The organism is Taklimakanibacter deserti (genome assembly GCA_003574785.1).
In genome coordinates, this window is record QORU01000014.1 from 58,018 (window position 1) to 71,934 (window position 13,917).

A 13,917-nucleotide genomic window follows, 5' to 3' on the forward strand; every position below is an offset into this window, starting at 1 on the left:
GACGACCGTGGCAGGCTGACAATTCCCGTCCGCCGCAAACCTCCCAGAATGAGAGTCTTCCATGTTGAGCCGCTCGGAGCGGCATGGATAGCCTAGGCACAGGCGAGAGCGGCGGCATCAGATGGTCCGTCGCCGGAGCCACCGGGAGCAAAGGCGGCTGGTTCCTTAAGGGGCGGCTGCAAGCTCCACATAACGACAACGCCACCAAGTGGCTCGAGGAGGAACCCCAAGATGAAACAAATTACAGCACTATTGCGTCCGAATTTGACGAAGTCGGCGCTCGCCGCTCTGGCGATGAGCTTTGCGCTATTGCCAATCGGTGCCGGCCAGGCCGCCGATTTCGCCAAGAAAGATCCGCTGACGATCGGCTATTCGATTCAGTCCGCGCAGGATCCTTATTGGCAAGGCTATTTGCGCGGCATCAAGGAGCAGATGAAGAAATACAGCTTCACCGATCTGCTGACGCAGGACAGCCAGGCGTCCGCCCAGAAGCAGACTTCGGGAAGCATCGCGCTCATCAACAATGGCATCAGCGCGCTCATCATCTCGCCGCATGAGCCGAGCGCTCTTGCCGCCACCATCGCGGCCGCGCATCGCGAGAAGATACCGGTCATCGTCGGTGACGTCGGCGCCTCCGGCGACTATGACGGCTTCATTCTCTCCGACAACTATGCCGGCGGCGTGCTGGCGGCGGAATTCATCCAGAACGCACTCAAAGGCAAGGAAGGCGTTCAGGAGGTCGCGATCATATCGCTCAACCCCACGACGTCGGTGAATGTGCCGCGCACCAAGGGTTTTACCGATACGATCGGCAAGAACCCGAACATCAAGGTTGTTTCCGACATTTCGGGCAAGCAGACGCTGGAAGGTGGCTTTGCCGCGGCGCAGGCGATCCTGGCCGCCAATCCGAATATCGCGGCGATCTACTGCCTGAATGATTCGATGGCCGCCGGCGCTTCCCAGGCCATCGACCAGGCGGGTGGCGACAAGAACCAGCTCACCAACCCGGTGCTTGTCGGCTTCAACGGCGACCCGATCGCGCTCGAGTTGCTGGCCAAGGGCAAGCTCGCCGCCGACGTGGCGCAGGATCCCTATCAGCAAGGCGTTTCCGCCGTGGACATGGCCTGGGCCTATCTCAACGGCGAGACGCCGAAGTTCACCGACGCCGCCACCAAGACGCTGAACGTTCCCGTGAAGCTCGTGACGCCCGAGACCCTCGAGGAGTTCAAGAAGAACCTCAAATGATGACGAAGGCTCGCCCGGCGCCGTCGACCCTGGCGGCGTCGGCCCTGCGCAAAAGCTTCGGCGGCGTAGAGGTGCTCCATGGCGTCGATCTGGGGCTTCATCCCGGGGAGGTTCATGCGCTTCTTGGCGAGAACGGCGCCGGCAAGAGCACGATCATCAACATGCTGTCCGGGCGTCTGCAGCCGGATTCGGGAGAGATATCGCTCAACGGCGTTCCGGTCGGTTTTCGCAATCCGCTGGCGGCGCGCCGGTCCGGCGTGTCGGTCATCGCTCAGGAGCTCGAGCTCGTCCCGACCATGAGCGTGGTGGAGAACGTTTTCCTCGGCGCCGAGCCGACGGCATATGGCTTGATCCGCTGGGGCGATGCCGGCCGCAAGGTCCGCGCGGTCCTGCGCGAACTGGGTCTCGATATCGATCCGGATCAGATCGTATCGACGATAGGTGTTGCCGATCAGCAGCTCGTCGAGATCGCCAAGGCGGTCATCGGCGATTTCCGCGTGCTGATCATGGACGAACCGACATCGGCCCTCAATCTTTCCGATACGGAACGGCTATTCAAGATCGTTCGGAGGCTGAAGACGGCGGGCGTCGCCATTCTCTACGTCTCCCATCGTTTATGGGAGGTTTTCGAGATAGCGGATCGCGTCACCGTGGTGCGGGATGGAAATCGGATCTTTACCGAGGGGATCGGCAATACCGATGTTCGCGCCGTGATCCGGGCCATGCTCGGGCCCAAAAGCTCGCTACTGGAAGGAGCGGAAAGAGACCGAGCGCCGCGCATGTCCCATGCCGCCTCTGAGCCGGCCATCGAGCTCCGAGGCATCTCGTCCGGCGGACTGCTCAAGGAGATCGATCTGACGGTCGCTGCCGGGGAAGTGGTGGGGCTTGCGGGTGTGATCGGCTCGGGCCGTTCGGAACTCTGCGAGGCCATCTATGGGCTGCGCAGCATCGATGCCGGCGAGATCAGGTTGCGCGGAGCTCCAGCCGTTCTCGCCGAGCCCAGGCACTCGCTTTCGCAAGGCACATTCTTGCTGCCTGAGGACCGCAAGCTCGACGGCGTGTTCGCCGATCTCGATGTGCGCGAGAATGTCATCCTGAATTTCGTCGCCGAGCCAGCAAAGAGCAAGGCATCCGGCCTCAACGTGATCAGAGGCGGAATAGAGCGCTCGGCTTTCTCGGCCATGCGCGAGCGCCTGGGCATCCGCTGTCCCGGCGCCACGGCGCCGATCACCGCGCTGAGCGGCGGCAATCAGCAGAAGGCATTGTTTGCCCGTGCGGCGCTGTCGAAGCCCTCCGTGCTGATCCTCTCGGAACCGACGCGCGGCGTGGATGTCGGCGCCAAGGAGGAGATATATGCTGCGATCGATGCCTTCGCCGCGCAGGGCATCGCCGTCATCGTCAGCTCCTCCGAGATCGGCGAGCTCATCCGCCTCAGCGATCGCATCCAGGTGCTGCGTGGCGGCCGCATTGTCGGGCAACTGCCGGCCGCGCAAGCCGCGGAACAGACGATTCTCGAAATGATGGCAGGCTGATGCAGGCGACGCTGAAGAAATGGCTTGGCGCCGATTCCGCCGCGGCGGTGATCGCCCTGGTGGCCGTGCTGGTCGTCTTCTCGCTGGTCAGCCCGCATTTCCTGACCTTCATCAATATCCAGAATATCGTCGTGCGCGCCGCCATCCTCGCCGTCACCGGTCTTGGCATGACGCTGATCATCTCGATGCGGGCGCTCGATCTGTCGGTCGGCTCGGTCATGGGGTTCGCCGCGATTGTCGCGGCGGAGCTCCTGGTGCGCGGCGTCGCCATGCCGCTGGTGGTGCTTGCCGGGCTTGCTGCCGGCGGCCTTCTGGGATTGCTCAACGGCCTGTTGATCACACTGCTGAAGATCCCGTCATTCGTGGCGACACTGGCAACGCTGTCCATGATCTTCGGCATCGAGCTTTTGATAACGGACGGCCAGACCGTATCCATCCACACGCCCTTACTGAACCGAATCGTCGTCGGCAACATGTTCGGCGTCATTCCAGGCGCCGTCGTCATTGCGCTCATCGTGTTCGCCGCGACATGGCTGATCTTTTACCGCACGCCCTTTGGCCGCCATGTCGCGGCGATCGGGGGCGATCTCAAATCGGCTGTCGGCGCCGGCATCAATGTCCGCCTTGTGACGACCGGCGCCTTCGTGCTGGTCGGGCTATGCGCCGCGCTGTCCGGACTGATGACCGCGGCCCAGCTCCAGAACGTCAACTCCACCATCGGCGTCGGCGCCGAGTTGACGGCTATCGCCGTGGTGGTCGTGGGCGGCACCAGCCTCTCGGGCGGTCGCGGCAATCTGTTCGGCACTCTGTGTGCGGCCTTGCTGCTGTCGGCGATCAAGTCGGGTCTGAACATCGCCAATGTCTCGCCCTTGTGGGAGGACCTTGTATTCGGCGGCATCCTGATCGTGGCCCTCATCGTCGATGGTCTGCGTCGTGAGACAGGCCGCAAGGGCATGCTGGCGCTTTAGGGGAGGACGGGATCATGGCCGGAGCCGAGAGTGCGCATACCGCAGCCAAGCCCAAAGGCGAGCGGGCACAAGGCGCCTTCGTGGCCTGGCTCATGGCGCGCTTCGAGCGCGAGCGGCGCGGCGTATGGATACTGATCGCTTTGATCCTCGCTTACATGGCCTGGGCCAACCCGAATTTCTACGGCCGCGGCAATATCGCTGCGGTGCTGAACGACGCCGCCATCCTCGGAATAGGCGCCGCTGGGATGACCATCCTCATCATGGCAGGTGCCTTCGACCTCTCGGTGACGGCGATCATGGGGCTCGCCCCCTTGGTGGCGCTCATCTATTTCGGCGACATGCCGGGACCGGTGATGGTGCTGGTGTCGGTCCTCGCCGGCGCTCTATGTGGCCTTGTCAACGGGCTGATCGTGACACGCGGCCGTGTCGTGCCTTTCGTGGCGACCCTCGGTACGCTGTTCGCCTTCACCTCCATCGCCTACATCATCTCCAACGGCACGTCGGTCTATGTGTCCAACGCATTCGTGATGGATCTCGCCGGCGGGCGCCTTTTTGACGTCATCCCCTACAGTTTCGTCATCATGCTGGTGGTTTTCCTGCTCTGTCACCTGTTCCTGCGCCACCTGCATATTGGCCGTTGGATCCGCGCCGCGGGCAGCAACCTCCGCGCCGCCCATGTCAGCGGCATTGATCTCCGGCGCGTCTATCTGCTGTTGTTCGTGATGTCCGGCGTCCTGACCGGCCTCGCCGGCATTCTGTTGACCGGCTATCTCGCCTCGGCGATCGCCACCCAGGCCACGAACTACAATCTCAACGCCATCGCCGCCGTGGTGGTCGGCGGCACCGCCCTTGCCGGCGGACGCGGCACTTTGCTCGGCACGGCGGCGGCAGCACTTTTGTTCGCGATGGTCAACAACGCGCTGATCCTGCTCGGCGTGAGCTCTTACTACCAGTATCTGGCGACCGGCATCATTCTGATCCTGGCGCTCGTTCTGGGCCTCATCGGATTCGGCGGCCGCCTCCCCATCCGCGACAGCTGAGCTTCCATCTCCTTATGTGCCTCTCACACCGACCGGAGCCCTCACATGCCCAACCTTCGTTCCGACCTCGTTTTTGCCATGCCGTTCTCCAACGTGCTGCATCTGCCCTTTGCCGACAAGGTCAAGGCGACGCGCCTCGCCGGCCTGCGGCAAATGACGATCCAGCCCCAGGAGGTGCTGAAGCTTGTCGCCGAGGGGCTGTCGATCGCCGACATGAAATCGATTGCCGCCGATGGCGGCATCGAGATCGGACGTCTCGACCCGCTGTGCCCATGGGTGCCTGATTGGCGTCCGACCAACTTCGGCGCCGACTATGCCCGCGCGCACGACATCTCGCCCAAGGTGTTCTTCGATCTTTGCGACGAGCTTGGCTGCAGGTATATGAGCTTGAACGCGACCTTCCCGGCGAGCCGCTACACGAACGAGCAGATTACTGGCTTCTATGCCGAGATCTGTCGCCAGGCCGCTGAGCATGGCGTGACCTGCGACCTCGAATGCATCCCGATGTGGGGCGTTGTCAGCCTCGAACAGGGGTGGAAGATCCTGAAGGCCTCGGGCGCGAAGAATGGTGGATTCGTCTTCGATTGCACGCATTTCACCCGCAGCAATCCCTCGCTCGAGACGTTGCGGCAAATTCCGGGCAACCTGTCCACTGCGTCCAGCTCTGCGACGGCCATGTCCCGCTGCGGCCGGGCGTCACGCTGGAACTGGAATGTTTCGAGCGGCTGTGGCCGGGGGAGGGTGACTTCGCGATCTCCGCCATCCTCGACACGCTCGATGAGAGAGGCGGGCTCATGCAGATCGGGCCGGAAGTGTTCTCCGCCAGCCTGGCGACCAAGTCGGCGGAGGAGGTTGCCGACCTGTCGCGCCGGTCGCTGCTTCAGTACGAGGCCCTGACGGCTTAGAACACCGCGCAGCCCGGCAGGCCGCAGGACAGCAGGCGGTCGGAAGGGAAGTTGGTGATGATCTCGCAGCCATTCTTGGTCACCACGACTTCCTCCTCGATGCGGGCCGCACCGCTTCCGTCTTCGGCGCCCTTCCACGTCTCGAGCGCGAACACCATGCCCTCCTGCAGAGGCGTGTTCTGTCCCCGGAAGCGCTTGGAGAAGATCGGGCGCTCCCACAGCGACAGGCCAACGCCATGGCCGTATTGCAGCAAGAAGGCTTCCGCCTCGTCGCGGTAACCAAATTCCTGGGCATCGGGCCATACCGCCGCGACCTCATCGGGGGTTATGCCCGGACGGATCATGTCGATCGAGGCGCTGAGCCATTTGGAGGCGGTCTCATAGGCATCGATCTGCGCATTATTGGGCTCGCCGCAGATGAAAGTGCGGTAGTAGCAGGTGCGGTAGCCGTTGTAGGAATGCATGATGTCGAGGAAGATCATGTCTCCCGGCTGGATCATACGGTCGGAGAAGGTGTGCGAATGCGGCCGGCCGCGCTGGCCCGATACGGAATTCACGCATTCGACGCGCTCCGAGCCCATGCGGAACAGGCGGTCATTGGCGATCGCCACCAGCTCGTTTTCCTTGGTGCCGGGACGGATGGCGCGGGCGATATCGACATAGGTTGCATCGACCATGGCCGCCGCCATCTTCAAGAGCTCGATCTCGTCCGTGGTCTTGATCTCGCGCGCGTCGAGCAGCGCCTGCTGCCCGTCGACGACCTCGATGCCTTCCTTTTCCAGGGCCCGCAGCATGCCGAGCTCCATCAGGTCGATGCCGAGCGGCTCCTTCTCGATGCCGTAATGGACCAGCGCCTTCTTGATCTGCCGGGCGAAATCGCGCTGCACGTTCATGTGCGGCGGGATGGCGCCCTGCATGGTGGTGAGCGGTGCCGCGACATTGTCGGCGATCCAGGGCGAAGACACGCGCTTGGCCGGCGGTGCCGGGTCCCACAGGAAGGGCGATCCTTCGACCGGGCACAGCGCATAGCGGATGAACTTGTCGCGCGCCCATTCGCCGATATGGGTGGCGGTCACATAGCGGATATTGTCGAAGTTGAAGCACAGCACGGCGCCGAGGCCGGCATGCCTGATCGCCTTCTGGGCGCGGGCGAGGCGGTCCTTGGAGAGCCGGCTGTAATTGACGCCTTGCTCCCAGTCCTTCGCCATTTGTCCCCAGGACGCCGTGGAATGAGGGCTGTTGTATTTCATAGACTGGGGCTCCTCCGCCTTCGTTTCATATGCTGCGAACGGATCAGGCGAGCTCGGCCGCCCAATCGCGCTCCTCGATGATGGTTTTGAGGTGTGACAGGAACGCCGCCGAATAGGCGCCGTCGAAGGCACGGTGATCGAAGCTCTGGCCGACCATGCCGGTGAGCCGCGGCGCGACGAAGGCGCCCTGCGGTGTCTCCACCACCGCCGGGCGGAGCCGGATCGCATCGCTCGACAGGATGGCGACTTGCGGCGCATTGATGATCGGGGCCGTGAAGGCGGTGCCGAAAGCGCCGTTGTTGGACAGCGAATAGGTGCCGTCGGCAAAATCATCGCTCGTCAATTTGCCGCCGCGGGCCTTGTCGACTTGCCGGCCGATGGCCTTGGCGAGACCGGGGAGCGTAAGGTCATCGGCATTGCGCACCACGGGGACGACAAGCCCGTTATGCGACAGGTCGACGGCGATGCCGAGATTGATCTGCGACGCCAAGGTCAGCGAGTCGCTGGTGAGCTGGGCATTGATCTGCGGGAATTTCCGCAATGCGATGCAGGCGGCGCGCGCGATGAAGGGCAGATAGGTCAGGGAAAATCCAGTCGCGGCCTTGAACTTTTCCTTGGCCTTGGAGCGAGCGGTTTCGACGCCGGTGAAATCGACCTCGATGGCCTGGAAGACATGCGGGATGGTCTGCCAGTTCTTCTGAAGGCGCTCGCCGGTGCGCTTGCGAATGGTATTGAGCTGGAAGACGCCGCCGGGCGACGGCAAGGCAGGCGAGGCCGCCACTGGAGCCGCAGCCAATGCCGTGCGCACGTCGCTTTGCGAAATCTTGGCGCGTCCGGCATTGGAAACGGTCATGGCGATCGCTTCGACATCAAGCCCGTTCTGGGCGATCAGCCGGCGGGCCAGGGGGGTGATGCGCACACCTTGCGGCCCCTTCGCCCTCCCGTAGATTTCCTGAGGGGTCGAAACCTCTTCGAAGGGGGACCGCATCGCCGCGGGCTCATGCCTTGCGGGGGGAAGGGCAGGGGCGGCTTTCGGTGATTCGACGGCAGTCTTTCCGCCGTCGGCGCCGATCACCGCCACGATGGCGCCGACCTTGGCGACCTCGCCGGCCTTGACGCGGATTTGCCCCAGCTTGCCGGCGGCGATCGCTTGCACCTCCATGGTGACCTTGTCGGTTTCGATCTCGAACAGATTGTCGCCTTCCCTGACCTCGTCGCCCTCCGACTTGAGCCAGGCCACGATCTTGCCTTCGGCAACGGTCTCGCCGAGCTGCGGCATCAGGACGTCGATGCTCATCTTGCCGATCCGTTCATGACGCGCGCGATGCGCTCGACGATGCGCGGTGCGTTGGGCAGCGCCAGGTCCTCGAGGTGGTCGGCGGCCGGCAGCGGAATATGTGGCGTGGTGATGCGCACGATCGGCCCGTCGAGGTCCCAGAAGGCTTCATCGGCCACGATCGAGGCGATCTCGGCGCCCCAGCCGCACAGACGTGGATTCTCCTCGACGGTGAACAGCCGGCCGGTCTTGGCGACCGAGCTCAGGATCGTATTGGTGTCGAGCGGCACGAGCGAGCGCACATCGATGACCTCGCAGTCGATGCCATGCTCGGCGGCGAGCGTCTGCGCGGCCTCGAGCGCTCGCGGCACCATGAGGGCCAGCGCCACGATGGTGGCATCCTTGCCCGGCCGCAGGATCTTCGCCGTTCCGAGCGTGTCGACGATCTCGCCCTCCGGAACCTCGCCTTTCACCGCATAGAGCGACTTGTGCTCGTGAAAGATCACCGGATTGTCGTCGCGCACGGCGGCCGCCATGAGGCCGATGACATCGACCGGCGAGGAGGGCGCCACGACCTTGAGGCCGGGGATCATCATCGTCCAGTTCTCGATCGACTGCGAGTGCTGCGCACCGAAGCGCGCGCCGCCGCCATTGCCGGTCCGCACGACGAGCGGGCAGCCGAGCTGGCCGGCGGTCATGTAGCGCAGCTTGGGGAATTCGTTGGCGATGAAGTCGAAGCACACGGCGGCGAAGTCGGAGAACATGATCTCGGCGATCGGCCGGAGACCGGTCATCGCGGCCCCCATCGCGGCGCCCAGGATCGCCTGTTCGGAGATCGGCGTATCGCGCACGCGCAAGCCCCCGAACTGTTCGTAAAGACCGACCGTCGCCTTGAACACGCCGCCGGCCTTGGCCACATCCTCGCCAAGGAACACGACTTTCGTGTCGCGCTCCATTTCCTGTGCGATGGCACGTGTGACTGCGTCGCGATAGGTCAGTTCCGCCACGACCAGCCTCCATCGGCATAGACATCGGCGGTGAGCTGGTCGACTGGCGCCGGGGGAGCCGCCTTGCAGGCCTCGGTCGCGGCGTCCACTTTGCGCTTGCTCTCGGCTTCGATGGCGGCGATCTGCTCCTGGCTTATTCCGAACTCGAGGAGGCGCTTGCGGTAGAGCTTGATGGGGTCCTTCTCCAGCCATCTCTCCAGCTCACCGGGCGGACGGTATTTCGCCGGATCGGCGCGCGAATGACCGGAATGGCGGTAGGTGAGGCACTCGATCAGCGAGGGTCCTCCGCCGGAGCGTGCCTTGGCGAAGGCCTGGAGTGCCGTGCGATGGACCGCATCGGCATCGTTGCCGTCGATGATGATACGCTCGAGCCCATAGGCCGAGGCCCGATCGGCCGCCGGATGCTCGACGGCGGTCACCTCGCCGATCGGCGTATATTCCATGTAGAGGTTGTTTTCGCAGATGAAGACAACCGGCAGCTTCCAGACCGCGGCGAAATTGAGCGCTTCATGGAAGGCGCCGATATTGGTGGTACCGTCGCCGAAGAAGCAGACCGACACGTCCTTGTCGCCGAGATATTGCGCGCGCCAGGCCGCACCGCAGGCGATGGGCAAATGCGCGCCGATGATGGCATAGGAGCCCATCACGCCATGTTCGGCCGATGTCAGATGCATCGAGCCGCCCTTGCCGCGCATCAGTCCGTTGTCGCGCAGCATGAGCTCGCCGAGAACCTTTTCCATGGAGACGCCGCGCGCCAATGTGTGAGCATGCCCGCGATAGGTGCAAAACGACTTGTCGCCGGGCTGCATGGCCGTCGCCACGCCCGCCGCGACCGCTTCCTGCCCGAGCGAGAGATGGCTGGTGCCCTTGATCAGATTTTGGAAGAAGAGGTCGTTGGCGCGCTTTTCGCAGTCGCGGATTTCGACCTGCAGACGGAAGATTTCCAGGCGGACATCCTGGCCGATATCGTCATTGGCCAAATGCTCGGTTGAAACAACTTTCGTTTTTGATGCCATTTGGTGACGTCCGTTCCCCGCTTGTCGCGGACCATGCCAAAGTCGCATGGTCAAATCGCCTCAAAAGATTCTCAATTTGGACATCGATTTGCGACGGGCGAGGGGGCCACCCCATTGCTCATTCTGGATAAATTTGATCTTTCGGTACCCGCATAACTGTGTTTGAAGGTCCTGCGACCGGCTCGAGGAGGAAGGAAAAAAGGATGGGCAAACTTGACGGCAAGATCGCGCTCGTGACGGGCGCCGCACAGGGAATCGGCCGCGCGGTGGCGGAACTTTTCGCAGAGGAGGGTGCCACCGTCTATGCGGGCGACGTCAAGCCCGTCGCCGCCGCACAGCGGATCACGCCGGTCACGCTCGACGTGACCAGCGCGAAGGGCTGGGCAAGCGCCGTCGATACGATCGTGGCGAAGCATGGCAAGCTCGATATTCTCATCAATAATGCCGGTATCGTGCGCGCCTACGGCCAGGTGCTCGACACCGAGCTTGACGATTTCACCACTGTGGTTTCAGTCAACCTGACCGGGACATTCATCGGCATGAAGGCGGCCATCCCCGCCATGCGCAAGGCCGGCAAGGGCTCGATCGTGAATTTCTCCTCGATCTGGGGCAATGTTGGCGTCGGCGGTGCTGCCGCCTACAGCGCCGGCAAGGGTGGGGTGCGCAACCTCACCAAAAACGCCGCCGTCAGCTATGCGGCGGAGAACATCAGGGTGAATTCGGTCCATCCGGGACTGATCCGCACGCCGCTGGTCGAAGCCCAATCGGACGAGATGAATGCCGGCATCATCGCGGCGACGCCGATGGGGCGCATGGGCACCCCGCGCGAGGTCGCCAATGTTTGTCTTTTCCTCGCCAGCGACGATTCCTCCTTCGTGACCGGCAGCGAGCTGGTTGTCGACGGCGGCTATCTCGCGCAGTGACGGTCACAGAGAGGATAAACACCATGAATGTCATGAATGCCAAGGTTGAGCCGACCATCGAGCATGGCGGCACGTGCCATACTTATTTTATGATCCCGAAAGAGGCGATGCGTACCGAAACCGATGGCTCTTACCTCGAATATGTCGCAGAGTTCGAGATTGCGGCAGGCTCGCATCTCGAGCCGCACCGTCACGATACGCATGAATTCTACTATGTGCTCAAAGGCAAGGCTCTCATGCAGATTGGCGCCGACAAGCGTGAAGTGACGCCGGGCGACCTCATCCATATTCCAGCGAACGAAGTGCACTCGATTGCGCCGGTTGGCGGCCCGGTGCGCTGCCTCGCTTTCGCCGCGAGCTTCCTGCCGCCGGGTGGTGCCGGGACGGAAGCGGAGAAAGCCGAATTGCCGACCTGATGAATGCCATCACCCAAGGATTGCCTAGGTGCGGGCCTGACGAAGCCAGGCCCGCACCTGTCACTTGGGATAGTCCACGCTGAAGGTCGAGGGATCGTAGTCCGGCCCGAGTCCGGTTGAGAGAATCAAGTCGTTCGGCCGGTCAAGCCGTGCGTAATCCTCCACCCAACGGTCAGCCTTCACCGAAGCGGTTTCATCACCTTTGGAAACCGCGATATCCGCGTTCACCTCATACTGCTTGGGTACCGGCGTTCCGGCGAGCACCTTCAGTGCGACAGCTACAGACACGCCGCCCATTGCCGGCGGATAGTCGAAGCTCATGACCGGTACCTTGTGCTGCACGGCGAGCTTCACACAGCCATTCAGATCGGCGCATGTGATCGGCGGAATCTTGCCATCGGCCCAACCTGCCTCGACAAATGCCTCGAGGGCGCCTGAGCCCTGCAGCCCCGAGTCGTTCCATACCCCGTTGATCTGATCACCATATTTCTGGATCATCGCGGCCATGACCTGCTTGCCCTTTGCAGGACTCCAGTCGGAATATTGCACGTCGAGGATCCTGATATCCGGGAACTCGGCAAAGACCTGCTTGGCTGCGGCGATGCGAAGCTCGGCAGGACTGGCGCCGGCAATGCCTCCGATCATGATGATGTTGCCTTTTCCGCCCATCCGCTCGGCCATCCATTGCGCCATGGTGCGGCCGAGCGCCTGATCCGAAGCGGTAACGAAGGAGACGTAGTTATCGCCGGATACACGACGGTCCACCAGGACAACGGGCACGCCTTGGTCCATCGCCTGCGAGACGATGGGATCGAGAGCCTGCGCTGTGGCTGGAGATACGATCAGAAGATCCACCTGGCGCTGCAACAGGTCCTGCACGTCGGATACCTGCTTGGCAGGGTCGTCATTAGCGTCGGTAATGATGAGTTGTTTGATCTTGTCCTTATTGTCGGCCGCGGCTTTCTCGATGGAATGCAGGAGGCCGACGCGCCAGATATTGGAGATCGAGGCATTCGAAAAGCCAATGACGAAAGGGCCGTCCTTCTTGTATTTCGATGTGTCGACATATTCGAGATCACGGCTTGCCCATAGAAGCGTGCGAGGCTTTCCTTTGTATCCGTCTTTATTCTCATCCGCCGAAGCGTACGATACGGCCATCAACATGCTCGAGAGCAATGCCAAAACTTTGAGAGTCTTTGCAGTTCTCATTCCCACCTCCTGTCGGGATGCCCAAATTCTCGGCTATTCACGCGACGGCAAAACGCCCCCTTTCCGTCACGTAGCGGTGTCTAGGGTAACAGGCGCAGTGTCGCCGTCCGCTGTCATTATGTTCAGAATGGGAGTCCTGCGGTGAGGTACCTTGTCATTTTACCGACGCGAGCCGCGAACGATCGAGCGTCAGCGTTACGGCGATGATCACGATCAAGCCGGTGATGCCGATCTGGGCATAAGGATGGACGCCGGCGACGTTCATTCCATTCTTCAACACGCTGATGACGAGGACGCCGAGAATCGTTCGATGGACGCCCCCGGCACCGCCGGACAGAGCCGTTCCTCCCATCACGACTGCCGCGATCGCTTCCAGGAGCAGATCATCGCCCATGCGTGCGGTTCCTGTCGACGTGCGGGCGACAAGCAGCAGGCCCGCCAGGCCGCAGAGGATGCCCGACACGATGAAGGCAATCATCTGGATGCGCGATACATCGATTCCGGACAGCCTGGCGGCGGTCCCGCCGGCACCGATGGCGTAGAGCGCCCGGCCAAATGTAGAGCGGGCACCGACGAAAGCCGCGGTCGCGAAGATGACCAGCGCCCAGAGGCCTGAGTTGGGGATCTGCCAAATGAGCTTGCCGGAAGCAAGCCAGGTCATTTCGGCGTTGCGGAACGTAACGTTCGCTCCACCCGCGACCCAGGTCGAGATGCCGCCGAACACGATCATGGTGGATAAGGTCGCGACGAAGGAGGGGACTCGTGTGTAAACGACGAGTGCGCCGTTGATGGCACCACAGACCGCGCCGATGGCTGCGCCAATCGCCACAACCTCGATAGCGTTCATGCCTGCTTCTCTCAATAAAAGAGCTGCCGTAATTGCCACCACCGTCACAATCGAGCCGACAGAAAGGTCGATCGCGCCCATGAGGATGACAAACGTCGTTCCTGTGGCGACGAGCAACAGGATCGAGGACTGGCGCATCAAATTGAACACGTTCACCCAGGAGAGGAAACGCTCGTTGAACGATGTGAACACCGCTATGAGGAGAATGAGGAAGGCAAGCGGTATGAGGACTCCCAGTGTTGTTCGGTGGGTTTGGTAGAATGCGCCGATCGCGCCCATGACG

The 13,917-nt window shown here is 62.5% G+C and carries 13 protein-coding genes; 7 read left to right on the forward strand and 6 right to left on the reverse strand.

Annotated elements, in window-relative coordinates:
• The first annotated feature begins 231 nt into the window (after positions 1–231).
• The 5 genes from DS839_RS26645 to DS839_RS26665 are packed head-to-tail and all read left to right on the forward strand — an operon-like array spanning position 232 to position 5,682.
• Positions 232–1,245, forward strand: coding sequence for a substrate-binding domain-containing protein (locus DS839_RS26645; protein WP_119273543.1), 1,014 nt, complete (start codon positions 232–234; stop codon positions 1,243–1,245).
• Complete coding sequence (locus DS839_RS26650; RefSeq protein WP_119273544.1) at positions 1,242–2,777, forward strand: sugar ABC transporter ATP-binding protein; 1,536 nt, start codon at positions 1,242–1,244, stop codon at positions 2,775–2,777. Before DS839_RS26645 ends, DS839_RS26650 begins: the two co-directional genes overlap by 4 nt.
• Positions 2,777–3,745, forward strand: a complete 969-nt coding sequence (locus DS839_RS26655) for an ABC transporter permease (protein ID WP_119273545.1) — start codon at positions 2,777–2,779, stop codon at positions 3,743–3,745. Before DS839_RS26650 ends, DS839_RS26655 begins: the two co-directional genes overlap by 1 nt.
• A 14-nt stretch (positions 3,746–3,759) precedes the next feature.
• Complete coding sequence (locus DS839_RS26660) at positions 3,760–4,785, forward strand: ABC transporter permease (RefSeq protein WP_119273546.1); 1,026 nt, start codon at positions 3,760–3,762, stop codon at positions 4,783–4,785.
• 45 nt (positions 4,786–4,830) lie between these two features.
• Positions 4,831–5,682 (forward strand): sugar phosphate isomerase/epimerase family protein, encoded by an 852-nt coding sequence (locus DS839_RS26665; protein WP_368911943.1) that lies wholly within the window; start codon positions 4,831–4,833, stop codon positions 5,680–5,682.
• Positions 5,683–5,686: 4 nt separating this feature from the next.
• On the opposite strand, the gene DS839_RS26670 is transcribed toward DS839_RS26665, so the two are convergent.
• From DS839_RS26670 to DS839_RS26685, 4 genes are read right to left on the reverse strand one after another with little or no spacing between them, the layout of a single operon-like run.
• The gene (locus tag DS839_RS26670) at positions 5,687–6,940 is read right to left on the reverse strand and encodes a M24 family metallopeptidase (protein WP_119273547.1); all 1,254 of its coding nucleotides are present in this window, start codon (positions 6,938–6,940) and stop codon (positions 5,687–5,689) included.
• A gap of 43 nt (positions 6,941–6,983) precedes the next feature.
• A complete protein-coding gene (locus DS839_RS26675) occupies positions 6,984–8,237 on the reverse strand; it encodes a dihydrolipoamide acetyltransferase family protein (RefSeq protein ID WP_119273548.1) in 1,254 nt (417 codons plus the stop codon).
• Positions 8,234–9,223 carry an alpha-ketoacid dehydrogenase subunit beta gene (locus tag DS839_RS26680; protein ID WP_119273549.1) on the reverse strand — a complete coding sequence of 330 codons (990 nt, stop codon included), beginning with the start codon at positions 9,221–9,223 and terminating at the stop codon, positions 8,234–8,236. Before DS839_RS26680 ends, DS839_RS26675 begins: the two co-directional genes overlap by 4 nt.
• Positions 9,211–10,239, reverse strand: a complete 1,029-nt coding sequence (locus tag DS839_RS26685) for a thiamine pyrophosphate-dependent dehydrogenase E1 component subunit alpha (protein WP_119273550.1) — start codon at positions 10,237–10,239, stop codon at positions 9,211–9,213. The genes DS839_RS26680 and DS839_RS26685 overlap by 13 nt, the downstream gene beginning before the upstream one ends.
• Positions 10,240–10,442: 203 nt before the next feature.
• On the opposite strand from DS839_RS26685, the gene DS839_RS26690 reads away from it, so the two are divergent.
• Both DS839_RS26690 and DS839_RS26695 read left to right on the forward strand, forming a co-directional pair.
• Positions 10,443–11,162: an SDR family NAD(P)-dependent oxidoreductase gene (locus DS839_RS26690; protein ID WP_119273551.1), complete on the forward strand. Its 720-nt coding sequence runs from the start codon at positions 10,443–10,445 to the stop codon at positions 11,160–11,162.
• 23 nt (positions 11,163–11,185) lie between these two features.
• A complete protein-coding gene (locus DS839_RS26695) occupies positions 11,186–11,578 on the forward strand; it encodes a cupin domain-containing protein (RefSeq protein ID WP_119273552.1) in 393 nt (130 codons plus the stop codon).
• A 60-nt stretch (positions 11,579–11,638) separates the two neighbouring features.
• On the opposite strand, the gene DS839_RS26700 is transcribed toward DS839_RS26695, so the two are convergent.
• Together DS839_RS26700 and DS839_RS26705 are read right to left on the reverse strand one after the other, a co-directional pair.
• Positions 11,639–12,787: a substrate-binding domain-containing protein gene (locus DS839_RS26700; RefSeq protein ID WP_119273553.1), complete on the reverse strand. Its 1,149-nt coding sequence runs from the start codon at positions 12,785–12,787 to the stop codon at positions 11,639–11,641.
• A 154-nt stretch (positions 12,788–12,941) separates the two neighbouring features.
• Positions 12,942–13,913, reverse strand: coding sequence for an ABC transporter permease (locus tag DS839_RS26705; RefSeq protein ID WP_119273554.1), 972 nt, complete (start codon positions 13,911–13,913; stop codon positions 12,942–12,944).
• Positions 13,914–13,917 lie beyond the last annotated feature (4 nt).